This is a genomic window from Phytohabitans houttuyneae (assembly GCF_011764425.1).
Taxonomy (GTDB): Bacteria; Actinomycetota; Actinomycetes; order Mycobacteriales; family Micromonosporaceae; genus Phytohabitans; species Phytohabitans houttuyneae.
On the sequence record NZ_BLPF01000004.1, the window covers coordinates 206,901 to 232,215 of the forward strand.

Here is a 25,315-nt window from a genome sequence, read left to right on the forward strand (position 1 = left end):
TTCACACAAACGCAGGGCCGTGGTGACGATCAGTTGATGCGGCTGGGCGGCCAGACCGGTCAGCATTCGCCAATCCGAGAGCTACGCCGCGCCATGCGTCGACAGGCGAGGTCGCCGATGCCTGCACCGTCCGGGAGCCGGGGACGGACAGCAATGCGAGATCGGCTAGCGGGACCGTGCACGAGACAGTGACGGTGACCGCGCCGCCGGGGCGTAGCCCGCCGGTCGAAACGGTGACGGTGACCTGTCGGCAGGTGACACCTCGGGCGGCGAGGGTGTCCCGGGCAGTGCGGTCGGCCTCCACGCGGGCGGCAGCCTCGCTGCGGGCGATGGAGGCGGACCGGGCCGCGGCGCTGGCAGCGGCCTGCAGGTCGATCTGCGCGGACACCAGCCGTCCACACAGGACGACGAGCATCAGCACGGCGACGAGCAGCGGGGTGACCAGCACCGCTTCGGCAGTGCTGGACCCCGCGTCACCAGCGGCGGTCAGGCGCCGCAGCCGGCCAGTCAGCCCAGCGCGTACTCGTGCCAGCATCACTGCGTCCCTTCGGTTCCGGTCGCGGTGTCGGGCACGAACCGTTCCACCGGCCGGACCACGACGGCGCGAACCGTCCAGTTGATCCCGGGGACCACGGTGGCGGCGGTCCCGACGATCTCGACGCGAACCTCGGTGGCGGTGCGGGTGACCGATACCGACGGGTTCTTGAGCACGCCGTCACCGATCGCGGCGAGGGTCTGTCCGCCCGCGTCGTGGCCGGCGGCGGCGCTTGATTGGTAGGCGGCGGCAGCGTTCGCGGCACGGGTCGCGGCGGCCTGGGCGACGTGCGTGGCGTGCCACGCCACCCCTGCTTGGAAGACGAACATGACGATGAGCAGCAGCAGCGGCATGGCGATGACCAGCTCGGCCGTGGCCGTGCCGGAGTCGGGGCGGGCGGTCAGGCGCGGCCAGCGGGCGCGCAGCCGCCTGGCCACGCCGAGCGCTGGGGAGGGTGGGCGCTCGACGCGGTGACTTGGGGACGCGCTTGTCACAATCATTGACGGTCACAAATTGATGCTGTTGGCCTTGCCGATGACCTTGAGCGCGATGATGCCGACGACCACCACGGCCAGGCTCACCAGCAGCGCGGTGACCAGGACGGCCTCGGTGGAGTAGCCGGCGTCCTTGGTGTCGCGGACCGCTTGCCAGCGGTGCCGCAGTTCGGCGGCCAGGTAGGCGAGGAGAGCGGACATGGCGGTGTTCCTCCAATGCGGTTCGCCCGGCGCGAGAAGAGTCGGGTCTTTCGGATTCGTGAACTCGCGGCACACCTACAGCCCGCCGAGTACGGCGGCCAGTGCGGGATAACCGAGGAAGATCAAGAAGCCGGCGAACAAGGCGACGATGGGCATGGCCATGCGTTCGGTGGCGGCGTTGGCTTCGCCTTCGGCGTCGGTGAGCCGCCGTTCCCGCATGGATACCGCTCGGGATCGCAGCGAGGCGCGTACTTTGGCGCCTTCGGTGCCGGCTAGCCCGACGGTGGCGGCGAGTTGGACCAGCTCGGGCACCGCAATACGCCGGCCGAGGATCGCGAGGATGTCCCACGGCGGTACGCGGGCCAGTCGGGCCTCGGCCAGGGCGTAGCGCAGTTCGGTGTAGGCGGGCCCGGACCCTACTTTGGCGGCCTCGTCGAGGGCCTGGTCAACCCCGGAGCCGGCGGCCAGGCTGATGACCACGAGGTCCAGGAACGAGCTGAGCGCGTCGCGGAACGCGGCCCGGTACTTGGCCGCCTCGCTGCGCACCGACAGTTCCGGGGCCAGGAACCCGGCCGCACCGAGCACCAGCGACCCGCCGACGGGCAGTCCGAGTCCGGGGTGGACATCCGCGAGGTAGAACAGGGTCGCGGCCGCTGGGGGAGCAGCAGCCCGAAGACGGCGGCGGTTGCCTGCTCGGCCAGGTGCACCTCGACCGGCTTGTCCAGCGTGCCTAGGTCCCGCCGGGTACTGGCGGTGGGTAGCCCGACCCGGCGTAGCCACTTCACCGCCGGTCGACCCCACCGCGCCGCCCAGCCATGGACCTGTTCAGCCTCGACGGCGGGCAGTGGGGTGAGCCCGTACGGGGCGTCCAGGGCCTTGTCCAGGCGCGGCGGGCGCGGGAACAGGCCCACCACGATCAGCCAAAGCCCCACGCCAGTGCCGGCCCCGAGCAGCAACACCAGACCGGTCACGACGGCACCACCTCCGGCTCGTCGGCCGAGTCGCCGACCCCGGCCAAGATGCGAGTGATGTCACGGTCGCGCATGAGCACGGTCAGCCACCAAAACGCCAGACCGAAGCAGGCTCCGGCAACCAGCAGCACCAGCTGCCCGGTCGGGGTGTCGAACGGGCGTAGGTAGCCCCGGTTGAGCAGGGCGAGCAGGCCGGCCATGGCGAGGGTGGTTCCGACGATCACCCGGGCGGAGGTGCGGTTGCGGCGGCGGCCGGCGGCGACCCGTTGCCGGGAGGCCACCTTCGCCCGCGCGGAGGCGGCCAGCTCACCCAGCACCTCACCGAGCTGCCCGGCACTGCCCCGCGCCGCCATCAGCAGCCCGGCGACGACAAGGTCGGCAGTGGGGTCACCCAACTCGGTGGCGAACGCCTGCAACGCGTCCCGCAGCCGCCACCCGCGTTGCAGCCGGACGGCGAGCCGGGTCACCTCGTCACGGATCGGCTCCGGCGCTTCGATCGCGGAGGCCATCAGCGACTGCTCCAGCCCGGAGGCGCCGGACAGGTTGTCCCGCAACGCCTCGGTCCACACCGCGACGGCATCGACCCGGGCAACCCGCCGGGCATGGCCCCCGTCCGGGCCGATGATCTGCGGCAGCACCCAGGCCGCGACGGCGGACAGGGCAGCGGCCACCGGCCAGCGGGTCACCACACCCACCAGCACGCCAACCGCCAGACATCCGGCCAGCCGGCGCCGGTCGACCGGCCCACGGGCCGAGGTGAACCTCGACCACCACGAGGACGACTCATCCACGCCCGGCGGGTCCGGGTCGCGTCCGGTCAGCCCGACCGCGACCAGCAGCAAACCAAGCCCGGTGCCCAGCCCGAGCAGCGCCGCGACAGGCAACGTCAACACCATGCCAGCCACCCCCGGCCGTGCGAGCGAGCCGGGCCTGTCATTGCTGGCCCCACGTCGTCGTGGTGTCCCACCAGCCCTGCCGGCGTTGCAGCAGCCCCGGGTCGAAGCCGTGGTAGACCAGCTTCTCCATCAGGCCGGTGGACGGCGGCGCCCCGGGCACCGCCCGCCCATCCGGTCCAGGCCGGAAGACCTCGTTCGAGGCGACCTGCAGGCCGTCCGCGTCGACGACCTCGCGGACGCTGGTAACGAACCGCCGCCCGTCGAGGGTGAGCCGAAGCTGGATGACCAAATGCAAACCTTCGGCGATGTGCAGGTTCGTCGTCGCCTGCTCCAACCGTTCGGGACTTTGCGCGGCGTACAGGGCGAGCTTGCGGAACACGCCGACGCTGGACGAGGCGTGGATCGTCGACATCGAGCCGTCGTTGCCCTGCGACATAGCGTTCAACAACGGGATCACTTCGTCACCGCGGACCTCGCCCACGAACACCCGCGACGGCGACATCCGCAGCCCGTTACGGAACAGCATCGCCATCGTCACGGCACCTTCGCCTTCGACGTTCGCGTCCCGGGCCTGCATCGCGACCACGTTCGGGTGACGCTGCTTGTCCGCGTCGAAGCCGAGCTCGTAGGTATCCTCGATCGTGACCAGCCGCTCGTATGGCGGGATGGCGGAGGCGAGCCCGCGCAGGAACGTGGTCTTGCCGGCATTGGTCGGCCCACCCGCGACCATGTTCAACCGAGCCGCCACCGCCGCCCGTAGAAACTCGGCCAGGGCGGCGTCGATCGCGCCGAGCTGGAGTAGCTCGGGCAGGGTCATGGTCATGAACCGGTGCCGCCGGATCGACAGCGAGGGCCGCCTGGTCACGTCCATCACCGCGTTCAACCTGGACCCGTCCGGCAGCTGCAAGTTCAACATCGGTGCGGCACGGTCCCAGCGCCGCTCCTCATTACCAGTCCGCGCCGCCAGCACACGAACCAGCTCGACCATTTCCTCGTCGGAGTCGGCGATCGGGGCGACGCGTTGCTCCTGGTTGCCGGTGAAGGTGACGAAGACCTGGTCGCAGCCGTTGGCGACGATGCCCTCCACGTCTGGGCTGTTCAGCCACGGCTGCAAGCCACCGGCGCCCAGCAGCGTGTTGGTGACCGTGCGGGAGATGCGGGACTCGACCTGAGGATGCAGTCGCGCCCGGCCGCCGTCCATTTCGTCGGTGCCATACACGTCGAGCGCCTCGGTGACCAGGCGGCGGGTCAGCGCGTCCCGCTCCTGCGTGGGCATAGGCGTGCCGGTGGCGGTCTCGTGGGCGCGGGTGGCGCGGGTCAGCTGCTTGGCCACATCCTGGCGGATGCGGCGGACCAACGCCGCCTCGCCGCTTGGGTCGATGTCGCCGGTGGCCGAGTCGGGGTAGCCGTCCGGTCGGTGACCGTTGACCGTGCGCAGGCTTGCCTTGGCGACCGGGAACGCGGCGAACGGCTGGCTCATCGGCGGGCCTCCGTCCTCGAGCGCGGGTCTTGACGGGCCGCGGTGCGCAGGAGCGGCGCCAGGTCGCCCAGCAGTCGATCCACGGCGACCAGCAGCGGCAGACGCCGCCACCGGCGCCCTGGGGCGAGGTCACCGTCGAGGACGCCGGCCGCCCGCCGATCGTGCGGCAGCGGCCCGGTGACCATCAGCAGCTCAGGGTCACGTGCCAGTTCGTCAGCCACGTAGCGGGTCAGCCAGTCTGCGACCTCATTGGCCGAGTACGCCCCGCCCGGGGTCAACGCGACCACCAGCCGGCCGACGGTCAGGTCAACCAGGTCGGCCAGTTGCTCCCTGAGGTGGGCCAGTTCGTCGGCGCGGGGGCGGGCCAGCACCATCACTACGTCTGAGGCGGCCAGCAGCGGCCGGGCCGGCGAGCCGGCATCCAGCCGGCCGCAGTCGGCCACGACCAGGCGGTCCGGCGGATTGAGGGCGGCCTGGCCAGGTCGGGTCAGCTCCGGTAGCGCGGCCCGGGTCTGCGCCCCACCGGCCGGGGCGACCACCACCTCCACCGCCTGGTCGCGCACGTGCAACTGCTGCGCGCCGGCGGTGAACACTTCGCTGGTGCCTGCCTTCGGGCCGCGTGCGGCGGCGGCGAGGTCGACCACGCTCGGCCGCGCGGTCAGCCGGTGGCGGTGCATCAGGTCACCACCGGATGGGTCACACTCCACCAACACCGGGCGGGCCTGTGCCGGCGCGGCGAGGGCGGCGGCGAGTGCGGTGGTGGTGGCTCCGCCGTGTCCTTTGACGTAGGTGATCGTCAACAGCGCCATCTGTTAGCTCCCGTCCGGTGCGGCCTGCATCAGCACCACCGCACCCGCCGACGCGGCCGCAAGCCGGGCACCGTCCGAGGCGTCCAACAGCAGCGTGATCACCGTGGCGCCCTGCCCATCCCCGGTCAGGTCCACGCCGAGCACTACAGCTGGCAGCCGGGCTGGTGGCGTCGAGTTGCTGGCGCCGCCGCCTGGGGCGCTGTTGCTCGATGGGTTGGCCGCCACGTACACGGCGACTCGGGCGCCCGCGGCTAGCCCTTGCGGATACTGGCCCGGCTTGAGCGCCACCGAGGCGGTCACCTTCCCCGACGGTGGGAAGGCCGCATCGCCCATCAGCGCTGGAGTCAGCAGGGTGCCGGGGAGCAGCGGCACCACAGCGGTACGGCCGATCACCTGGCTAGCCTGCGCGGCCGGGATCAGCGGCACGTTCGGATCGCGGGCGGCCGACACCTGCCTTAAGTCAGCGGTAGTGAATGCTTGCCCCGCCGCGACCGGCCGCGCTACCGCGAGCACCTGGATACGGTCACCCAGCTGGACCGCGCCGTAGGCATAGGCCAGCACGCACACGATGACCAGGAGCCCACCGAGCGCGATGAACGGCATCCGGCGACGGCGCCTCGCCGCTCGCCACGGTCCCCGTCCGGCGCGCGGTGGCGCCACCGGTGGGCGTTCGTCAAGGTCTGATTTTGGGCGCACGGAACCTAGCGCCATCACCGTTCCCTTCGTCCTGGCGCCTCTACGCGAGCTTGATCGGTTAGCTGATGACCGCCTGCGACTCCTGCACCGGCACCCGGATCGAGCCGGTAGTGGTCAAGCCGGGAATGGTCCCGGACTGGCCCGCGCCGGCCCAGGTCACCTCCCACGCGATGGTCACGGTGACCGTGAACCTGTTGCCCGGCGTGCCTACAGACGAACGCCGATACGCGTAGCCGCAGTCCGGCGAAGACGCCGCCGGATCCGTGCCCGGCCTCCACACGGTGCCGGGACCGTGACAGACCACCGAGCCACCATCGCCCATGGACCACGTCGCCTTCACCGGCCGCGCGGTCGCGGTCACCGAGACCCCAGGCACGGACGCCGTCGCCGACCGCTCGCTCCACGACGACCGGTCCAGCGCCAACCAGATCGGCAGATTCACTAGCTGATCACCCGGAGGGTTCAACTCGATAACCACATTCGGTAGATCCAGTCGCGCCCGCGCCTGCCGCGCCAGCACCTCCGGCGAGACCACCGGCGGCGCGCCCGCAATCCACACCGGACCACCAAGGCCAACGGTGGCAGTGCCGTCCGTGCCGTAGCACGTGCGCTGGTACCAGCCACCCTCACCACCAGGCTGTCCGCCCAGCGCCGCGATGGTGCCGGCCGAAAGGTCGGCCGGCTTGTAGTAACAGCCGTCACCGCCGGCCAAGGCCCCGTCACGCTGGCACGGGATCACTTGACCCGATGGGTTGCGGCACTTCCCCTCGCCACCTCGACCGCCCTTGCCGCCACGCGTGCTGCCATCACCACCGGTGGTACCAGCGGTAACCTCGCATCCGGGCTTATGCGGATTCTGCGCGCAAGTTGCGTGCCCGAAGCCGTCTGCGTGTGCCGCCGTCGGCGATACGAGACCCAGGCCGCCGAGAATCAGGATCGCAGCGGTGTACCGGATGGCCCTCAACATGATCCGATCGCCCCTGCATCAAACTTGTTGACCTTCCACGTGTTGCCGACAAGCCTCACCGAAGCGGTGATACGCCGGCGGCCTCGCGGATCCTCCTTGATCAGTTCCCCGGTCGACTTCTTGTGCGTGGTCCAGTTAGTGGAGTCTCCGCAGTCGACCACGTCCACCTGGGTGGGGTTGTCCGATGGAGACACCGACTCGACGCGTGGGGTCGTCACCGGCGCGCCGCGCGTTACGACGCCCGTCTCCCGGTAGGTCACCAAGGCTCCGACGATCCCGCGGAGCGCGTCACCGTCGGCGTACTGCCGCAGCTCCGGAGCGTCCGGGTCGGGGACTTCGCCTGCCTTCGCCATGGCCTGCCACATCGCGTTGTAGGCCGCGATCGCTTTCGCCTCCGCCGTAGCCCTCGGCGAAGTCGACGTCACCGCAGGCTGCGGCGACGGGCTGGTCGCTCCATCAGGAGACTCGTCCGAGCCACAACCCGCTGCGGCCAGAACGAGCCCCACCGCGAGGTTGGCGATTACTGCGTGTCGGTACACCGGCCGCTTCCTCCCCGATCCTGAACGGCATCGCCAGACGCCCCACTACGCCTCGTACGCCACGAGCCGGGCGACGGTCTGACCTCGTTCTTAGCACCGCACCCCCGACTTCCTTCTAGAGCCGTACGTCACCGAAGGGCGTAGGGGTACGTCCCTCGGACCGGATTGACGTACGTCCCTCACGTACTCATCCACACATGACCGCAGGGCGCAAACCCGCGCAATTCGGGACGGCCAAGTGTCAACTAACCGACACAACGGGCGGGCTTGATCACCGATAAACTGCCACGAAAAGTGGTCGCGAGAAAGGCCACCGCGATGAGCGACCACAGGGCACCCAGTGATCACCTCTTGGGGCTACTCGGCCAGAAGGCCGCCCACGAGATCGTTCGACTCTTGGGCGCGGCCCACGGGCCACTTCCGTTCGGAGTCATCATGGATCGCGTTCCGAACGCCACCCGACTGCTCCGCTCTCTCGCCATTGAAGGGTTCGTTCGCCGACAGGGCACCTGGGACCTTCCGGCGTCCAACGACACACTGTTCGAGTTGACGACCCGGGGCCGCGAGTTGATCGAGCAGCTTGACCGGCTAGAGACCTGGGCCCGCGAACGCGCCACGCGACAGACAAGCCGACCCGGCCCGCATTCGCCTTGGCGAATCCCACCTCCACAAAATGCGGATGTCGAGAATACGGAATAACTGATCCATCTGGTTCAAATGGTAAAGATTGGGTCTTTCCGTTTGCGTCTGTCAGATCGGACAACTTGGATGGAATCCATTTGGTGACTGTTTGCAAATTGCAATACACTGGCCTCGATCGCCGTGGCGACGCGGCTCGGTCGGGGGAGGTGAGCTGCGTTGCCAGAGATCTGGGACGAACTTCAGGCCATATACCGCCGAAAGCGTGCGCAGCACGTCCTCTTCGCGTTGGAGCGTGGTCCACGGCGCTACACCGACATCCAGACCGACGTCACCATGGCCACCGGTAAGGCCCTACACTCCCACACCCTCAGCGACACCCTGAAGTGGCTGCAAGAGCACGACTACATCGAGCACCACCAGTACGACGACAACGCCGACTACCGGCTCACCACCAACGGCCAAGACCTCGTTCGCATCCTCGGCGAGATCAACAGGATGTACCGACGCCGCCGGACTCGCGACGACTGACGCCGGGGTCAATGTCGTTGCGGGTCGTCTGGCCAGCGCGCCCGCCACGGTGTGCTACGCCACCGGCCTACGAGGTGTGGAGGGGATCATGGCGGCGTTGGGGCGACTGGGCGACGTGAGCGGCAGCACGAGCAGATCCATGGCCGGTCCCCACGACAGGTGAGAGCGGCCGACCTGGCGCCAGCCCGCGCGTTCGTACATGCTGCGCGCGGTAGACCGCGGGTCCGACGCCAAGACGGCCCAAGGTTCTGGCCGGTCGGCGAGTAGCAGCCGGATAAGTGACCGCCCCACGCCTGTGATGCGGTTTGCCGGACGCACCATCCATTCCATCACCGCGAACTTCGCTGCATCTCGCACCTCGGCCGGCGGCTCGTCGTCGGTGTTCTTCCACCAGCGGCCGGCGGCCATCGTCACGCCATACGCCGCCCCTGCCAGGTGCTCGTTGACGAATGCGGCCGCGAGCGTAAATCCGTCAGCGTCGAGGTCACCGGGGACCGTTTCGGCGAACTCGGCAACCTGCTCGGGCCCTTCCTCGTACGGCGGCTCGGCGTATACGACGGCGTACAGGTCGACGAGTTGAGGCAACCACAATCGGGCCTTCTCACCGTCGAGGAGTGCGTACGTCAGGTCCACGCACATCAGCTTAGATGCCTCCGCCTTGGACCAGCCGAGCCCGAAAGTCCTCGGCCTCCGGGCGCCCTCGCTCGACGGCCGGGACTGCGGCCATCACCCTGTGGGCGACCTCTTGCAGGACGGCGTTGTGCTGGTCGGCGGGGAGCTGATCGAGCATGTCGGCGGCATGGCGTAAGCCGCCCGGGATGTCGCCGCCCTTGATGAGGCAGGCCGCCTGGTGCAGCCCCACCTGCGTACGCAGCCGGGCTTGGCTGGTCGGATACAGAGTGAGCGCTCGCTCCTGTGCCTTGGCAGCCTCTGCCAGCTCACCCGTAAGCGTGTGGACGTACGACTGGGTGTGGCGTAGCCGGTGCTCTGGCCACCCGAACAGCGACTCCACGTCGTCGGCATCCTCGGCCGGCATCCCTTCGGTGGCCTCCTCGACCAGGCGCACGGCGGCGGTTGCCTCGGCGTGGCGGCCGGCGATCGCCAGGGCCTGGGCGCGGCCAGCGTACAGACCGGCGACTGCGGCGGTGGCTCGGCTACCCACCATGGACACCGCCTCGTCAGCCAAACTGAGGATTTGCGGCAACGGTCGGCGCTCGTAACCGCCGCTGGTGACCGCCCATGATCGGGCCAGGATTCGGGTGTCGGTGTGGCGTGAGTCGTCGGCGTACCGACGGGCTGTCCGCCACCAGCGGCGAGCAAGTCCAACCTGCGCCGTGGCCACGAGCGACATTGCCATGAGCACCGACAACTGCGCGGCGACCCGGTATAGGTCGACACTCGGCCGCACTGCGACGAGGTGCTGCAGGACGGTCAGGTCGGTGCTGAGCTGGTCGATCAGCTCTGCTTGTGACGTGGTGTAGAAGTCGTGGGCAAAGTCGTCGGCGATCGCCGCCCAGTCGCCGGCGTCCGCGTCGATCGCTTGTCCCAGGCCATGCCGGAGTGCTTCGAGGGCAACCGCCGGTGTCGCGGTGCCGAAGGCGAGTCCGGTCATCGCACCGAGGACGGTGCGGCGCCGCATCGCGTCTTCCTCCCTAACCCGCATGTTCTTGCCCGCGCTGGCGCGGAAGCGGGCAAGTAGCTTACCTCCGGCGCCGAGCGCCTCGTCAAGGTATCCGACGGACTCCTCGGACAGCCCGCCGTGGCCGCGTTCGACGCGGCCGATGTTCGAGTAATCCACCCCGGACAGGTCGCCCAGGCCCGTAGCGACAGCCGGCGTTGTTCTCGGAGGCGCCGGAGCATCTGCCCAAAGCCTTCCACCTACGTCGTCTCCCGATGGGTAGTCAGCTGTGGTGCCACAACGTGGCACGAGCAGATCAAGATGTTGCCGTCGAATTGAGGGGTAGGACCAGGGCGTGCATCCATGGCCCGTCGTCGGCCGGCTGGACGTTGACAGCGTGCTGCCAGCCCCAGTGTTCGTAGATGCGGCGTGCGTGGGCGTCGGGCTCGGACAACAGGGTGGCCAGCGGCTCCGAGCGCTCGGCCAGCAGCTCTCGCATGAGAGAGCTGCTGATCCCCTGCCCGCGCCATTCCTTGGCCACCACTAGCTCGATGACGGCGAACTTCGGTGGGGCCATCACCTCGGGTGATGGTGGCGGTTCTGTGCGGCCGCCCCACCAGCGGCCGGCGTCGAAGGTGAACCCGAAGCTGAATCCGACCAACTCACCGCCGGCTCGTGCGGTGATGAGCTCGAATCCCGGCGCCGTCTTCTGGCGGTGTGTGCGGTCGAGGAACCGGTCCCTGCTAAACAGTGGGCCGCCGTTGTACGGCGGTTCGCTGTAGACGACCTCGTACAACACGGCAATGTCGGCGAGCATGGCGTCGACGTCGGCTCCGCCGTGGCGGGTAAGGACAACACCGTCGGCGGTCACTGTGCCGCCGTCCCGGCGGGCAGCGCCAGTATCTCGCGGAGGCCGGCGACAGTGGGCCTCGTGCGCTCTGAGCTGGGGACAGCGTTGTACACCTTGTGGCCCACGCCGAGCACCATAGCCGTGCGGTGTTCGGGAGGCACGGCATCGATGACCGCGAGGGCGTGGTTGGCGCCATCGTCCAGGTGTCCGTCGAGGACGAGGCACCTGGCGGTGTGCAGTTGCACTTGGGCCCGGGCTCGTACCCGCCCGATCGGGTAAAGCGTAAGCGCGCTCTCCTGGGCGGCCCGTGCCGGGGCGGTATCCCCGAGGTAAGTGTGGACATAGCTCGTGGAGTGCCACATCCGAGTCTCGGGGTACCCGTATATCGTGCCTTGGTCTTGAGTGACGTCGCCGGGCAGGCGTTCGTACAGGTCGGCCAGTTGGCTGACGGCGGTGCGGGCCTCATCGGCGCGGCCGAACAGCGCGAGGGTCTGCGCCTGCGCGCCGAGCGCTTCGCCACTGCCGGAGTATGCGGTCGTGCCGCCGATCGCGAGGGCCTCACCGGCGCGTGCCAGCGCAGCTCGGAGCGGACGGTGGTCGTACAAGGCGTGCATCGCGTCGTGGCCCCGAACCCAAATGCGGACGGCGGGGTCGCGGGAGGCGTCTGCTGTCTGGCGGGCCGCTCGCCACCACAGCCGGGATTGCTGGAACTCGCCCACGTTGACGAGGCTCATCGCCATGACTGCGGCGAGCAGGGCAGCACTACGGGACAGCCCCTTGTGCACGATGTCTTCCTCGTCCGGGACCAGGTTCAGTTCGCCTTGGAGGTCGGCCAGCTCAGCTGCCAGGTTGCGGATCAGGGCCGCGGGCTGCTCGGTGAAGTACGCGACGCCGTAGTCGTGTGCGATTTGCTCCCACTCGTCTACATCCAGGTCTCCCGGCTCACGGCCCGTCACGGAGGAGACCAGCCCATGTCGGATGGCGTTGAGCGCCGGGCCAGCAGTCCCTGCGGCGAGCGCAGTGACGGCTTGCTGGATGAGGATGCGACGCCGCACCAAATCCTCCGGGTCGTGTCGTGCGCCGCGTTGTGCCGGTCCGCGGCGGCCCTCGTGTCCTGAACTGGCACGGTACGCCTCTACCAGCTCTCCGTCGGCTCGTAGGGCGCTGTCGAGGTAGGTGACCGACTGCTCCGACAGCCCGCCCTGCCCCTTTTCTGCCCTGCCGATATTCGAGTGGTCGACGCCGGAAAGGCTCGCAAGCTTGCGCAGCGAGATGCCGCGTTCCTCGCGTAGCCGGTGCAGCATCTTCCCGAAGTCTTCCACCGACGTCGCCTCCCGATGGCGTGGTCAGGTGTGGTGCCACGTGGTGCCACACGCACCCTCTGTCAAACGCGTGATGCGCATGTGACGCTACGCACGTCTCGCGGCGAGGGAAAGTCCACAACAGAGGGCTTTGTCCCGGCGCGGGATATCCAGAACCGGCGTGGCGGCCACCTCCTCGCGGGCCACCACGCCTCCAGTGCCGGCGCGGTGCCTCGAACGGCCTCCTGTCGCCGGCCTGGCCAGGCCGGACCCGGCGACGCTCCCACCTTGCGTTGGGTCTGATGGTTGCCCCGAGCAAGCGGAGGTGAGAAATGGTGGTGAGCCGTTGGCGGAGTCTGCACTTCAGTGACCCCCGCTCGGCGATCGGCGCGGACGGGCGGGCGACTGCATACCCGCACCGCAGCGGTGCCTACCCGCCTCCCGAAGCGACCTCGCCCGCTGCATCGGCATACCTGACCACCGGCACCGAAGAGGCGCTCGACTGGACGGACACCGACGCGGCTCCGGACTGCGATGCGGCCACCGCCGGTAACGGGGATGGGGGTCCTGAGGTGGACAACCCAAAACGGGATCATCTGGCGCCGGGCGTGTTGCTGCCGCATCCGCCGGTGGCGGCGACCGACTTGTCGCGCCCGAGTGCGGCCCGCGTCTATGACTACTTTTTGGGCGGCTCTCACAACTTCCGGGTGGACCGTCAGCTCGCCGAGCAGGTGCTTGCCGTGGCGCCGTGGGTCCAGGATGTCACGCACGCCAATCGCCGGTTCCTCCGGCGGCTGGTGCAGTACTTGGTCACCGAGGCCGGCGTCACCCAGTTCCTCGACATCGGCTCGGGCATCCCAACGGTGGGCAACGTTCACGAGATCGCGCAGCAGTCGGCGCCGGGCGCCCGGGTTGTCTACGTGGACGTTGATCAGGTGGCCGTGGCGTACAGCCGGGCGCTGCTCGAAGGCAACGACCAGACGTTGGTGGTACAGGCGGATCTGCGCGACGTGGGGGTGGTGCTGGCCGAGGCTGGGAAGTTGCTCGATTTCTCGCAGCCGGTCGCGGTGTTGATGGTGAGCGTGCTGCTGTTCCTGGCCGATGATCAGGGATCGTATGAGCTGGTGCAGCGGTATGTCGAGCCGTTGGCCGCTGGCAGCTTCCTGGGTATTTCGCACGTCACCGATGAACACGTTACGGGGGCGTTGCGCGAGCAGACCGAGGCCGTGACGGCCGCCTACGCGGCTGCCGGTACGCCGGTCGTCGCTCGCACCCATGAACAGATTGCAGCGTTCTTCGCCGGCTTGGAGCTCGTGGAGCCCGAGGTCGTCGCCTTGGACGACTGGCGGGCCGGCGCCGATGTCCAGACGAGCGATCCGGCAATCGCCACGCTCAGCCTGGGCGGTCTAGCCCGCAAACCTGGTCGTAGCGTCCGGTCGGAAGGAGCTTGATGAGGAGCCGTTCGATGCTCACCAAGCGGATGCCGCTCATCGCTGCGGCGCCGTCCCACAACCAGCACGTAACTGCCGAAGACTCCAGCAGCTTGGCCCGGGGGACGGCGGGTAGACCAGCCTGGTCCATTGAGGACGGTCGCCGTGGAGCGCCAGCGGTAGTGCTGCATTGGACTGGGCGCGAGTCGAAGGCAATGCGCCTGGCGATGCGGCTCAACCAGCGGGCGTTTGGTGCCCTGCTTGGCGTGTCACTGCCGACGGTGGCGCGGTGGGAGTTGGGCCGGGCCGCCGTGAGCCCCTACGGCCAGAAGGCCTTGGACGCGCAGCTACGTGACACAGCGGACGATGTGATCGAGCGCTTCGAGGGCCTCCTCAAGGAGACCGATGCGGCCATCACGGCGCACGGTTCCGGGAAGGGCCGCCGTGTTTGACGCCACGCACGTCTTCGGGGCCGTCCTCAAATGCCTGGACTGCGCCGAAGCCTGGCCCTGCCCCGGCTACCAAGACCTGGTCTGTTCCGTGTTCGACGACGACATGGACCTCGTGGCCGAGTTCATGCGCTTCTTCCTGCCGGATGCCAACCGGGTGCTAGGCGGCCTGTCACAGGGGGCTGTGCAGGAACGGGTGGTCGGCTGGTGCGAGAAGCGGCGCCTGCGGCCCGCAGCCCTTGGCCCGCCACGGCCCCCGGCTGGCGCCCTTCTGACCGCGCGCAGCTCACGAAGCCTCGTGGCCGCGAAGGGGGCCGCCTAATGATCCCCACACCGTAGGCACGTCGTTCCCTCGAAGCGTCCCCTGTCGTCGGTGACGGGTACTCGTCGCGCGAAACACCAAACCCGGCGGCAGGGGACGTGAAGCCCCGGCGCCATACCGACCTCAGCCTCTGTGGCGCCGGGTGCGGAAGTGGGGAGGCCGGCGCGTGCGCCGCCTCGCCAGCTGGCCCCCGGCCTCCTCACTTCCCTCGCCCCTCAACGAACGATGCTTGGAGGAACCGGTGAAACCACGCTTCACCCGCAGGCTACTCGCCCTGGCCTTGGCGGTCGTGGTCGCCGTGAGCGCAGGCGCTTGCGGCAAGGATGAACCGGCGACCGGAACGGTCGTCGGGCAGCTGGTCAAGGTCACCTACCTGACTAGCTTCGGCAATCTGGGCCGGGACAGCTTCGCTCGGGTGGCCGAGCGCAAGGGCTTCTTCCGGGAAGCCGGCCTGGCCGTCACCATCCAGAACGGCACCGGCACGGACGGCGTGATCAAGGTCGGCACCGGTAAGGCCGACTTCGCCGCGGTGGATTTCGCCGGCGGCACGCTTCAGGTGGCCAAGGGCGACCTGGACGTGCGGGCGGTGGCGCTGATCCACACCAAGACGTTGGCCGCCATCATGGCCAAGAAGTCGAAGAACATCACCACCCCGAAGGCCCTCGAAGGTCAGATGATCGCTGATTTCCCGGCCTCGGTGGTGAAGCTGCTGTTCCCGGCCTACGCCCAGCTGGCCAAGGTCGAGGCCAGGAAGGTCCGCTTCCAGGACACCGACCCGAAGACGCTGATCTCGGCCATCAACGCGCCCGATATCGACGCCATCAGCCAGTTCGTGGTCGGCAAGCCAACCGTCGAAGCGGTAGCCGGGTCCGACGTCACGATGATCCCGTACTCGGACTATCTCACCGACCTGCCTGGCAACGCGCTTTGGTCCAGCGGTCGGCTGCTGCGCGAAAACCCCGATCGAGTGGCCCGCTTCCGGGCGGCGCTGATGAAGGGCTTGGCCTACACCATCGAGCACCCGGACGAGGCCGGGACCATCCTGCACGAGGCCGACCAGACGGTAAGCGCCAAGCTGGCCGCTGGCGAGGTGCGGCTAATGGCCTCCTACGTCGGCTGGCAACAGCACAACGACCCCGGGCAGCGTGAAACCGCGCTGGCCAAACTCGGCTACATCGACCAAGACCGGATCGCCCGCACCATCGCTATCCTGCAAGGCGCCGGTGCTATCGATGCCGGGTTGGTGCCGGACCGCCTGACGATGTGGGGCCTGCCGCCGAGCCCGCCACCGCAGTTCGTGACACCGCCGCCGACGACCGCTTCCACTGGGCCTACTCCGGGCACGAAGGGTCCAACACCGTGACGGCCGCCGGGCTCGTCGATGCACCGCGCCCTGGCTGGTCCGGCTGGCTGGCGCCGTTCACCGCCGCCCTCGCCACGGCGGCCGTCATCTGGGGCGTGCAGGCGCTGGTGGTGCCGGCCCGCCAAGCGCCGATCGGTAGCCCTGCGGCGGTAGCACCCGATGCGCCCCTGCCCCGGAGCACAGCAGGCGCTATCCCATGACGAGCCGCCGCCACTGGCTGGACCTGCTAACACCGCCTGCGCCCGTCAACGCGTGTACCGGCCCAGCGGTGCCGGAGCTGCCGGAGATGGCGTTTTGGGCCAGCTGGTGGGCGACCCGTAAGGCGTGGCCGGGCGTCCTTTCACACCAACTGGCTGCCCAACCAGAACAGGAAAGCACTCCGGCTTTCCGAAGGACGCCCGGCCACCCTCAAGAACTTGCCGCCCAGACGGCGGCGAGCGCCTGGCCACAGCCGTGACCAGACGACCCAACCCCTTTACCCCCCAAAGGATTGACGTGACGAGAACCAGAAGCCGCGTACTCGCTGCGGCAGCCGTGGCACTGGCGATGCTGATGGTTGGCACCGCCACCCCCGCCACGGCGGCCACTGGCGACCCGGACGGCCCGGTGACGCCCATGATCGTGGGCGGGCAGCCGGCCAGCCAGGTGTACCGCGGAGTCGGCTCGCTCCAGTACCAGAACAAGGACAACCCGACCTTCCACGAGTGCGAGGTCAACCTCTGGGTACCGCCAGAGGTGGCTGCGCGTGCGGGCAGTCGGCCGGTTCTGGCGCGGCACGCGGTGACGAACGCCCACTGCGTCACCGAATACCCCACCGCGACGCTGGAAGACCCGCGCAGCTTCCACATGCGGTTCAACAGCAACGACCGGCTGGCCGGTGGCATCGAGACCGGTGCTTGGAAGAGCAAGGTGTACCCCACCTGGTCCTGGGGCGCGAATCCACCCGGAACGGTGCAGGGCGACATCGCGGTGCTGTGGCTGACCAAGCCGGTCTACACCATCCCGTCGATCCTGCCGCCGTACCCACTCAAGCGGGTACCGATGGGCCCAGCTCGCATCCTCGGCTGGGGCTACACGGCCTACCCATGGGATCAGCCGGACGCGCCCCGCCAACTGTCCGAACTGACCACGTCCATCGTGGACTCGTCGTACTGCGCGGCAGCGGCGATCGACGCTGGCGAGGTCTGTGTGGCCGACCTTAACCATCCGGACCGGGCTGCCTGCTTCGGTGACTCCGGCGGCCCGGTCATGGTGAAGGTGCCGCACACGCGCTCGTCCTGGTACCTGATCGGCACCGCCTCCCGGGAAACGGCCGTGGCCTGCGCCGGCCCGGTCGTTTACACCTCGATCCTGTACTACCGCGACTGGATCAACCAGACCATCAACGGCACCTACAAGCCCCTCGGGGTGTCATTGCCGACCGATCCGATCAAGCCGCCGGACTACCACTGGGCCGGCCGCTAAGCACCCTCACCCGCTCGTAAATCCGGTTCTGGCTCCGGCGGCACGGCACGGGAGTTGGGCGGCTCCCGCCGCCGGGGCCAGAACCCCTCGAACCTGTAACTGCTAGGCGGGGAGGCAACCGTGATGGCACCCAAGGCTCGCGGCAGTTCGCCGCCGCTGGTCCGGGAGGACGAGTTGGTGCGGCTGCGGCACGTCTGGGTCGTGTTCGTGCTGACCCATGGCACCCATCCGGCCATCAAGCAGACGGTCCTGGAAGCGGCGGCCCAGGCCGGTCGCCGGGTGCCGGGACCTCGGAAGGCATTGGAAGGCTGATGGACGGCGTCGACTACGTGATGAGCGAGCACCCCGGCTGGATACCAGCGCGGGACGGCGCGGCCCGGCTGCGGGTGCTGCCGATGGCCGACGGTGGCCGCTGGCTCGTCCAAGCCACCGACGAATCCTTCGCTCTACACGAGCTGGCAGCCAGCGCCGCCAAGCCGGCCGTGGACGTGTTCCGGCTGCCGCCAGAGGCGATCCGGGAGATGCCGCAGCTGGCCGGGGCCTTGGCTGGGCTCGGCGCGGTCGGCCGGTTCCGGACCAGCGATCTGTGGGAGGCGATCGGTACGGCCACCATCCGGCAGATGCACAAGGCCAGCCATGGTGCGAGGCTGTACCGCCAGTTCTGCCAAGCGCACGGCGAGCGGCTCGAGTTGCCCACCGGGGAAACCTGCTGGCTGTTTCCGACACCCGAGATCGTCCTGGGCCTCAAGCCCAAACACTTCGAAGCCGTCCGCTTGGGCACCAAGCGGGGGGTGCTGCGGGATGCCGCCACCGCCTACCGCCGCCACCACACCGACTGGCAGACACTGCCGCCGCTACGCCTGGTCGAGGAGCTGCGCCGCATTCCCCGCGTCGGTCAGTGGACCGCTCACGCGGCGGTCAGCGACTTCAGCAACGACTGGGCGCTCTACCCCGGCGGCGACCAAACCCTGCGCACCTGGGCCCGCCGAGCCGCACCCGACTACGACTGGCCCACCAGCGAACGCGCCTTCCACAACTTCTGGCGCATGCTCACCCGCACCCACCTCGGCGTCGTCACCGCCCTGACCCTGGCCTGGGGCAACCGCCATGCCACCGACGGCTGACCCCTCAAACGGCCGGTGGAATGGCCACAGCGTCCTCGCCCTGCGGACTGCCGCTGGCATGCCGGGCCGGGACTTCGCCCGCACCCTCGGACTGAGCTGGCCCTACCTCAAGTCCTGGGAAAACGACCCCGCCGCCGTCATCGGCACCATAGCCGAAGCCGCCCTGGACACGTTCCTCACCCACACCGACAAGCAAACCCGGGCCGCCTTTCACGCCCTGCTCGCCCAGACCGGCTGCCCCTGCCACCCCCAAGCCGAAGCCAGCCACAGCCCCGCACCGCAGGTCTTCGCACCGACCATCCTGCCTACCGGAAGGAGCCACCAGACACCATGACCAGCACCGTCCACCACGACCCGCTACACAACCGTGGCCCGATCAACCTGCACCGGCCGCACTTCGTCGGCATCGGCGAGCCCGCCATGGCGGCACTGGCCCACATCTGCGCACAGCGCGGCTCCCTGGTCACCGGCTCACACCACACCGACAACCCCGCCCTGGCCGCGCTGCGGGCCGCGCACTGCCGCATCGAGCTCGTCCCGGACGCGATCCACGTGCACACCGCCACCTGCGTCGTCTACAGCACCGCCGCCGCCGACAGCCTCCCGGTGCACTCCGCGCGCGCCGCCGGCATCCCCGTCGTCCACCACGCTCAGGTCCTGGCCGCCCTCGTCGACGGCCGTCACCTCCTGGCCGTCGCCGGCACCCACGGCAAGAGCGTTACCACCGGCATCCTCGCCCAGGCGCTGACCAAACTGGGCGCCGACCCCACCTACGCCATCGCCGCCGACCTGGACGCCCCCGGCTCCGGCGGCCACCACGGCACCGGCCGCCTCATGGTGGCCGAGACCGACGAATCCGACCGCTCCTTCCAACACTTACACCCCGACCTGGCCGTCATCACCGGCATCCACCACGACCACCCCGACACCTACACAGACCTGGCCGACCACATCGACGCGCACACCGCCTTCGCCGCCAACATCCGCCCCGGCGGCATCCTGATCGTCAACGCCGACAACCCCGCCACCCTGGAAGTCGCCGGCCGCCTACGCGAGCAGAACCAACCCGTCACCATCGCCTCCTACGGCAAAGCCGACCACGCCACCGTCCGCATCCTCGGCATGCGCCGCACCGACCGGACCATGCGGGTCGACGTGCGCCGCGGCGACCAAGAGGTCGAGTTCGCCCTGGCTACACCGTCCATCGTGCACGCTCACGACGCGGTGGCCGCGCTCGCAGCCCTGGCCGAGCTGGACTATCCGCTGGACGAAGCATTCGTCGCGGTGTCCGCGTTCACCGGCGTCGACCGCCGCTTCACCGAACTCGGCGAAGGCGGCGGCCGGCTCGTCATCGACAGCTACGCCGCCCACCCCGACCAAATCAGCGCCGACCTGGACACCGCCGACGCCCTCGCCGGCAACCACAACGTCCTGGTCGTCTTCCAACCCTCCGGTGAGCGGGTCGCCGCGTTCGCCGACCAGATCGCCGGCGCCGTCACCGCCGGCGCCGACAAGATCGTCCTGCTGGACATCCACGGCCATCCGGCCCCCGGCTCCGGCGTCACCCGGCAGACCGTGGCGGACGCCATCAGCGCGGCGGGCGGCACCAGCTACCACGCCGCACCCGGCGGCCTGATCGACCTGGTCACCACACTCACCGAGCCCGGCGACATCGTCGTGACCATGGGCACCGGCGACGTCACCCACCACGCCCACGCCATCCTCAACCACCTACGCCAACGCACCACCCTCGGCCGAGTAGGCGCGCCGATCTGACCCGATACGGCGCGAAGAACGAGGCCCGGCGGGCGCCCTCGCAGGCCGGGTCCGGCTCGCATTCCGCCATCGGGCCGCTGGCCGTGGAACGTCGTACGGCTAAACGGCTTCCCGAAGCACGGGTGGTCCGCTCGCCCTTGCACCTCCGTTCGACCCAATCGGCAACCACCGGAGGCATGATGGCCACGCAAACGACCGCTCGGCCGATGCACGAACGGTCCGTGCCGGCCGCCGGCCGGACAGCGTCCTTTGTGGATACTCCTTCGAAGCTTGTCGCGAATCACACCCATGGCCTTCCCCTGAGCACCGCACAGAGCCCCTTGGCCTGCGGCCTCAGACGTGAACCCGTAACGGACTTCGCAGCGCCACAGCGCTCGGATCTTCACCGGAGGAGCCCCCAAGATGACCATCACCACCGGAACCGGCGAACGTACGCCCTCGCCGGCCTCCAATGCGGACACCGACGTCTTCGCCGCAGTGGCCGCCGCAGAGTCGCTACTGTCCGCGCTCGGCCTCAACGGCGATACCGAACACACGCTGCGGACGGCTGAACGCATGGTCGCGTCCTACCGCGACCTGTTGACCCCGAGACCGTTTGAGGCCACCACCTTCTCCAACCACGAGCTGCATCGAGACTTGGTTATCAGCCGGTCGGTGCCGTTCACATCGCTGTGCGCACACCACGTACTGCCGTTCATCGGTACCGCGACAGTCGGCTACCGGCCCGGGACGCGGCTGCTGGGCTTGTCGAAGCTGGCCCGGGTGGTGGAGATGTTCGCGTGTCGCCTGCAGGTTCAGGAGGACATGACCCAGCAGATCGCCGGCTGGCTGGACGAAACGGTGCCCGACCACGGCGGCGCCGGTGTCGTCATCACCGCCGAGCATCTCTGTATGACCATCCGGGGCGCGGAAGCTCGCGGCGCGTCAACGGTCACCACCGCCTGGCGCGGTGAACTCGCCCGCGACGCCGCGCTGCGAGCGGAATTCCTCAGCCTGGCAACGGACCGGTGACGACGATGACGAACCTCCAGCACCTCGTGAACCCGAAGGTCACCCACGCCGTAACGATCATTTCCGGCGGTCTGGACAGCACAGTCCTAGCCCACCTCCTACACCGCGGCGGGGCCAAACTGACGCTGCTGTCCTTCGACTACGGCCAGCGACACCGCACGGAGCTGGCCTACGCCCGCCGTACCGCCGAGGCTCTGGACGCGGAGCACCATGTGGTCGACCTGACTGGGCTGCTCGCTCTGCTGACCGGCTCGGCGTTGACCGACAGCAGTGTGGACGTCCCGGATGGGCACTACACCGATGCGGCGATGCGGGTAACAGTCGTGCCGAACCGCAACGCCATCATGCTCGACGTAGCGGTGGCCCGAGCTGTCTCTGTCGGCGCCGACGCGGTGGTGTTCGGTGCGCACGCCGGTGACCATCCGATCTACCCCGACTGCCGGCCCGTGTTCCTGCGCGCGTTCGAGCAGATGGCGGTGACGGCGAACGAAGGCTTTGCCCATCCGCGGTTTCGGGTGTTGGCCCCGTTCATCGACCTGGCCAAGTCCGACATCGCCGCGATCGGTGCGCAGCTCGGGGTGCCGTTCGCGGATACCTGGTCCTGCTACAAGGGCGGCGCGGTGCATTGCGGCACCTGCGGGACGTGCGTGGAACGCCGGGAGGCGTTCGAGGTGGCTGGGGTCGCCGACCCGACCATATACAGCCCGGCTGCGGAGGTGAGGTAGATGTACCGGATCGGTAAGCGGTTCCGGTTCGAGGCCGCGCATTCGCTGCCCGGCCTGCCGGACGGCCATAAGTGCGCCCGATCGCACGGGCACAGCTACAGCGTCGAGATTACCCTCACGACGGAGGACCTGCACGGCCCGGGGTTCGTGGTCGACTTCGCCGATCTGGCCGGCCTTGGCGCGTATCTGGACGGTTCCTTCGATCACCGTGACCTGGACACGGTGCTCGACGTCCCGGCGACCAGCGAGAACCTGGCCCGGCACCTGTACTGCTGGTGCGTGGAACATCTTGACCTGCCCGCCGGCGTCCGTATCGAGACGGTGCGCGTCTCGGAGACAGCGTCCACGTTCGCCGAGTACGCGCCGGCCATGCCATGACTGCGGCGACCGCCTCGGGTCCGCCGTTGCTGGTCGCGGAGGTGTTTGGCCCAACGTTGCAGGGCGAGGGGCCGAGCTGCGGCCAGCAGGCGTTGTTTGTGCGGTTGTCGCGCTGCAACCTGTCCTGCCCCAGCTGCGACACCCCCTACACCTGGGATCGGTCGCGGTTCGACCTTCGCCAGCACACCGAGCGGCGTACGGCGGCATCGCTGATCTCCTGGGCGCTGGCCTACCCGACCCCGCTGGTGGTGATCAGCGGCGGCGAGCCCCTACTCCAGCAGGACCGCATCCTGCCAATCGTGGCCGCGTGGACGGCGGCGGGACGACGCGTCGAGATCGAAACGAACGGCACCGTCAGCCCATCGCCGGAGCTTGTGGACCAGGTCGCGGCGTTCAACGTCTCCCCGAAACTGGCGGCCTTCGCCGCCGACCGTGACGTCGACCGTCGGATCAACCCGGCCGCCCTGGCGGCGCTGGCCGCGTCCGGGAAATCGGTGTTCAAGTTCGTGGCCGGCAGCATCGGCGATCTCGACGAGATCGGCGACCTCGTCACGCGGTTCGGGCTGGCCCCGGTGTGGGTGATGCCCGAAGGCATCACCAGCGAGGTCATCGTGGCCCGGATGCGGGACCTGGCCGATGCGGTGGTGGCCCGGGGCTGGAACCTGACCACGCGCCTGCATGTGCTGCTGTGGGAGGACACCCGTGGCCGCTGACACCGGATCGCCAGGTGGGCTTGGACGGGGCCGTCGTTCCCGCCGTACCGAGCCGCGCGTGTCGGGAAGCGGCCCTACGGGCGTGATGCGTAGCGGGATCGTTCCTGCCGTCCAAGCAACCTCGACGATAGTGCATCCGCCGCCGGCCGCGCACTCCCTGATGCCGTACCTCGTGGACGTCCGGCATCTGATGGCCGCCGCGCGGCTGTGCATGCGTCGCGCGTCGGCGCCCGGCGTGGACGGGCTCACCTGGGCCGGCTACCGCCAGGGCCTACGCGACCGCCTCGCCGTCCTCGCCGGACAGCTCCGGTCAGGCGAATGGACACCGGATCCGCTGCGGGAGGTTGCCATCACTGCGTTCACCGGGAAGGTGTTCACGGCGGCGATACCCACGGTGCAGGACCGCATCGTGCACCGCGCGATGCGGCTGGCTCTTGATCCGATCCTCGAACAGCGGGTGTTGCGCGACTGGGTGTCGGCGTACCGGCCCGGCCGCAACCGGATCACCGCACTACGCCAAGCCGACGTCCACATCGGTGCCGGACGAGCGTGGCTCGCGGACATCGACGTCGCCGGAGCATCGGCCGGCGGCAACGTCGGGCAGTTCGTGGACTGGCTCGCCGCCTACGTCACGGACGGGACGTTCCTGGCGGTGTTCCGCCGTGCCCTGCTCGGGTTGCCCACACCGCTGGTGCCCGGCAGTGGACTGTGGCCGGTGCTGTTCCACCTGCGACTGTCGCAGGCCGACGCGGTCCTCGACGGCCGACCGCTGGTGCGGTTCGCCGACAACTACATCGCCTTTACCACCAGCCGAGCCGAAGCCGTCGAAGCGTTCGACGCGATCACCGCCGCGCTCGCACTTGTGGACCTGGAACCGAATGCACGCAAGAGCAGCATCCGGCCACCGCACCTGGCCAACCCGGAAGACCTCTTCCTCATCGACGGCTGAAAGGAGGCGTTGCCCCATGCCCGACTCCACGGCCGAGACGGTCCACTGGGTGTTGGTTCCCGGCGGCATCTGCCGCTACGGCGACGCCGCCAAGCCCCGCGTCGTGGCTGACCTGCTCGTCGCACGGACTCCGCTGACGGCGCGTCAAACCAGTCACGACGATCGCGCCGCCCTCCCGGTCACCGGCGTCGACCATGCCGAGGCCGTCCGTCTGGCGGCCGAGGTCGGCGGCCGGCTGCCCACGTCGGTGGAGTGGGAATGGATCGCCGCCGGGTCAGAACGCCGCCCGTACCCGTGGGGCGAGGCGCCTTGGACACCCGAGCGGGCCGTACTGACCGCTGAGGGCAGCACGCTGTACGGACCGCAACCGGTCGGCCAGCATCCCGCCGGAGCCACCCCGGACGGGGTGCTCGACCTCGCCGGCAACGTCTGGGAATGGACTGCCAGCCAGGTCATGGGAGGCGGATACATCATCCGCGGCGGCTCCTACGCCTCCAAGCCGCTGTACGCCCGGACCACGTTCCTCAACGCCGCACCCGCGCAGCGGCGCAGCCCCGGCATCTCCGTACGACCGGTGAGAACAGCATGAGCAGACAACACATCGAACCGGTCACCCCAGCGAATCCGACTCAGACCGATCCCGCCCGGCAGCTGGTCATCGTCGGCTGCTCGGCCGAGAAGACCGCCACCCGCGAACCCCTGCCGGCGCTCGAACTCTACGACGGTGGATGTGTCCCGCCGCTGCGCGCACGCCTAGGCCGCCTACCCCGGCTCCGCGCCCGCGTACGGTTCCTGTCCGCCCAACACGGCCTGATCACCGCCGACACCCCACTGCACACCTATGACCGGCCCCTCGATGCGGCCCGCGCCGCCGAGCTGCGCCCACCGGTGTGGGCTCGGCTACGGGCGCAGCTGCGGGAGACCGGCATGCCCACCGACATCCTCGTCATCGCCGAACCGCTGTACCTCGTCCTCATCGCCGATCTACTCGCGGCGCCCGAACGGCCCCGCGTGCACTGGATCCCCGACCACGCCCACGGCTGGCCACACGCAGCCGCCGTCCTCGACCGTTGGAAGTGGTAGC

At 69.2% G+C, this 25,315-nt stretch carries 30 protein-coding genes and 1 pseudogene; 17 read left to right on the forward strand and 14 right to left on the reverse strand.

Annotation, left to right across the window (positions count from 1 at the left end; translation table 11 throughout):
* Position 1 precedes the first annotated feature (1 nt).
* The 10 genes and pseudogenes from Phou_RS43505 to Phou_RS43550 all read right to left on the reverse strand — a co-directional run bounded on the left by Phou_RS43505 (position 2) and on the right by Phou_RS43550 (position 7,555).
* Positions 2-535, reverse strand: coding sequence for a TadE/TadG family type IV pilus assembly protein (locus Phou_RS43505; protein ID WP_173069655.1), 534 nt, complete (start codon positions 533-535; stop codon positions 2-4).
* On the reverse strand, positions 535-939 hold the full coding sequence (locus Phou_RS43510) for a TadE family protein (protein ID WP_246274785.1): 405 nt from the start codon (positions 937-939) through the stop codon (positions 535-537). Before Phou_RS43510 ends, Phou_RS43505 begins: the two co-directional genes overlap by 1 nt.
* Positions 940-1,041: 102 nt before the next feature.
* A complete protein-coding gene (locus Phou_RS43515) occupies positions 1,042-1,230 on the reverse strand; it encodes a hypothetical protein (protein ID WP_173069659.1) in 189 nt (62 codons plus the stop codon).
* Between the two features lie 75 nt (positions 1,231-1,305).
* Positions 1,306-2,201: pseudogene (locus tag Phou_RS55180) on the reverse strand (type II secretion system F family protein).
* Entirely contained in the window at positions 2,198-3,097 is a 900-nt protein-coding gene (locus Phou_RS43525) for a type II secretion system F family protein (protein WP_371872267.1), read from the reverse strand. Before Phou_RS43525 ends, Phou_RS55180 begins: the two are co-directional and overlap by 4 nt.
* Before the next feature lie 37 nt (positions 3,098-3,134).
* Positions 3,135-4,577 (reverse strand): TadA family conjugal transfer-associated ATPase, encoded by a 1,443-nt coding sequence (locus Phou_RS43530; protein ID WP_173069664.1) that lies wholly within the window; start codon positions 4,575-4,577, stop codon positions 3,135-3,137.
* Positions 4,574-5,386 (reverse strand): hypothetical protein, encoded by an 813-nt coding sequence (locus tag Phou_RS43535; RefSeq protein ID WP_173069666.1) that lies wholly within the window; start codon positions 5,384-5,386, stop codon positions 4,574-4,576. Before Phou_RS43535 ends, Phou_RS43530 begins: the two co-directional genes overlap by 4 nt.
* Positions 5,387-5,389: 3 nt before the next feature.
* Complete coding sequence (locus Phou_RS43540) at positions 5,390-5,989, reverse strand: SAF domain-containing protein (RefSeq protein ID WP_173069668.1); 600 nt, start codon at positions 5,987-5,989, stop codon at positions 5,390-5,392.
* A gap of 151 nt (positions 5,990-6,140) precedes the next feature.
* Positions 6,141-7,049, reverse strand: a complete 909-nt coding sequence (locus tag Phou_RS43545; RefSeq protein ID WP_173069670.1) for a hypothetical protein — start codon at positions 7,047-7,049, stop codon at positions 6,141-6,143.
* Positions 7,043-7,555, reverse strand: coding sequence for a hypothetical protein (locus tag Phou_RS43550; RefSeq protein WP_218579579.1), 513 nt, complete (start codon positions 7,553-7,555; stop codon positions 7,043-7,045). Before Phou_RS43550 ends, Phou_RS43545 begins: the two co-directional genes overlap by 7 nt.
* Before the next feature lie 891 nt (positions 7,556-8,446).
* Between Phou_RS43550 and Phou_RS43555 the strand changes: the two genes are divergently transcribed.
* Entirely contained in the window at positions 8,447-8,758 is a 312-nt protein-coding gene (locus Phou_RS43555) for a winged helix-turn-helix transcriptional regulator (RefSeq protein WP_246274520.1), read from the forward strand.
* Between the two features lie 54 nt (positions 8,759-8,812).
* Here Phou_RS43555 and Phou_RS43560 read toward each other — a convergent pair whose 3' ends face one another.
* From Phou_RS43560 to Phou_RS43575, 4 genes are all read right to left on the reverse strand, one after another.
* Positions 8,813-9,391 (reverse strand): GNAT family N-acetyltransferase, encoded by a 579-nt coding sequence (locus Phou_RS43560; RefSeq protein WP_246274521.1) that lies wholly within the window; start codon positions 9,389-9,391, stop codon positions 8,813-8,815.
* A 10-nt stretch (positions 9,392-9,401) separates the two neighbouring features.
* On the reverse strand, positions 9,402-10,397 hold the full coding sequence (locus Phou_RS43565) for a hypothetical protein (protein WP_246274522.1): 996 nt from the start codon (positions 10,395-10,397) through the stop codon (positions 9,402-9,404).
* A gap of 295 nt (positions 10,398-10,692) precedes the next feature.
* Positions 10,693-11,247 carry a GNAT family N-acetyltransferase gene (locus Phou_RS43570; protein WP_173069673.1) on the reverse strand — a complete coding sequence of 185 codons (555 nt, stop codon included), beginning with the start codon at positions 11,245-11,247 and terminating at the stop codon, positions 10,693-10,695.
* Positions 11,244-12,548, reverse strand: coding sequence for a helix-turn-helix domain-containing protein (locus tag Phou_RS43575; protein ID WP_173069675.1), 1,305 nt, complete (start codon positions 12,546-12,548; stop codon positions 11,244-11,246). The genes Phou_RS43570 and Phou_RS43575 overlap by 4 nt, the downstream gene beginning before the upstream one ends.
* 311 nt (positions 12,549-12,859) lie before the next feature.
* Between Phou_RS43575 and Phou_RS43580 the strand changes: the two genes are divergently transcribed.
* From Phou_RS43580 to Phou_RS43655, 16 genes are all read left to right on the forward strand, one after another.
* Complete coding sequence (locus Phou_RS43580; protein ID WP_173069677.1) at positions 12,860-13,978, forward strand: SAM-dependent methyltransferase; 1,119 nt, start codon at positions 12,860-12,862, stop codon at positions 13,976-13,978.
* Between the two features lie 14 nt (positions 13,979-13,992).
* Positions 13,993-14,409, forward strand: coding sequence for a helix-turn-helix domain-containing protein (locus Phou_RS43585; protein WP_173069679.1), 417 nt, complete (start codon positions 13,993-13,995; stop codon positions 14,407-14,409).
* The gene (locus Phou_RS43590) at positions 14,402-14,728 is read left to right on the forward strand and encodes a hypothetical protein (protein WP_173069681.1); all 327 of its coding nucleotides are present in this window, start codon (positions 14,402-14,404) and stop codon (positions 14,726-14,728) included. The genes Phou_RS43585 and Phou_RS43590 overlap by 8 nt, the downstream gene beginning before the upstream one ends.
* Positions 14,729-14,969: 241 nt before the next feature.
* The gene (locus tag Phou_RS43595; RefSeq protein WP_173069683.1) at positions 14,970-16,091 is read left to right on the forward strand and encodes an ABC transporter substrate-binding protein; all 1,122 of its coding nucleotides are present in this window, start codon (positions 14,970-14,972) and stop codon (positions 16,089-16,091) included.
* Between the two features lie 495 nt (positions 16,092-16,586).
* Positions 16,587-17,555 (forward strand): S1 family peptidase, encoded by a 969-nt coding sequence (locus tag Phou_RS43600; RefSeq protein ID WP_173069685.1) that lies wholly within the window; start codon positions 16,587-16,589, stop codon positions 17,553-17,555.
* Between the two features lie 120 nt (positions 17,556-17,675).
* Entirely contained in the window at positions 17,676-17,867 is a 192-nt protein-coding gene (locus Phou_RS43605; protein WP_173069687.1) for a hypothetical protein, read from the forward strand.
* Entirely contained in the window at positions 17,867-18,679 is an 813-nt protein-coding gene (locus Phou_RS43610) for a DNA glycosylase family protein (protein ID WP_173069689.1), read from the forward strand. The genes Phou_RS43605 and Phou_RS43610 overlap by 1 nt, the downstream gene beginning before the upstream one ends.
* Before the next feature lie 58 nt (positions 18,680-18,737).
* Entirely contained in the window at positions 18,738-19,013 is a 276-nt protein-coding gene (locus Phou_RS43615) for a hypothetical protein (protein ID WP_173069691.1), read from the forward strand.
* Entirely contained in the window at positions 19,010-20,455 is a 1,446-nt protein-coding gene (locus tag Phou_RS43620; RefSeq protein WP_173069693.1) for a UDP-N-acetylmuramate--L-alanine ligase, read from the forward strand. The genes Phou_RS43615 and Phou_RS43620 overlap by 4 nt, the downstream gene beginning before the upstream one ends.
* A gap of 402 nt (positions 20,456-20,857) precedes the next feature.
* Complete coding sequence (gene folE / locus Phou_RS43625) at positions 20,858-21,466, forward strand: GTP cyclohydrolase I (protein ID WP_173069695.1); 609 nt, start codon at positions 20,858-20,860, stop codon at positions 21,464-21,466.
* Positions 21,467-21,471: 5 nt separating this feature from the next.
* Positions 21,472-22,191 carry a 7-cyano-7-deazaguanine synthase QueC gene (gene queC / locus Phou_RS43630; protein WP_173069697.1) on the forward strand — a complete coding sequence of 240 codons (720 nt, stop codon included), beginning with the start codon at positions 21,472-21,474 and terminating at the stop codon, positions 22,189-22,191.
* A complete protein-coding gene (locus tag Phou_RS43635) occupies positions 22,192-22,569 on the forward strand; it encodes a 6-pyruvoyl trahydropterin synthase family protein (protein WP_173069699.1) in 378 nt (125 codons plus the stop codon).
* A 26-nt stretch (positions 22,570-22,595) separates the two neighbouring features.
* Complete coding sequence (locus Phou_RS43640; protein WP_246274523.1) at positions 22,596-23,282, forward strand: 7-carboxy-7-deazaguanine synthase QueE; 687 nt, start codon at positions 22,596-22,598, stop codon at positions 23,280-23,282.
* 160 nt (positions 23,283-23,442) lie between these two features.
* The gene (locus Phou_RS43645) at positions 23,443-24,231 is read left to right on the forward strand and encodes a reverse transcriptase family protein (RefSeq protein WP_173069702.1); all 789 of its coding nucleotides are present in this window, start codon (positions 23,443-23,445) and stop codon (positions 24,229-24,231) included.
* A gap of 16 nt (positions 24,232-24,247) precedes the next feature.
* Entirely contained in the window at positions 24,248-24,820 is a 573-nt protein-coding gene (locus Phou_RS43650; RefSeq protein WP_173069704.1) for a formylglycine-generating enzyme family protein, read from the forward strand.
* Positions 24,817-25,314 carry a DUF6884 domain-containing protein gene (locus tag Phou_RS43655; protein WP_173069706.1) on the forward strand — a complete coding sequence of 166 codons (498 nt, stop codon included), beginning with the start codon at positions 24,817-24,819 and terminating at the stop codon, positions 25,312-25,314. The genes Phou_RS43650 and Phou_RS43655 overlap by 4 nt, the downstream gene beginning before the upstream one ends.
* Position 25,315 lies beyond the last annotated feature (1 nt).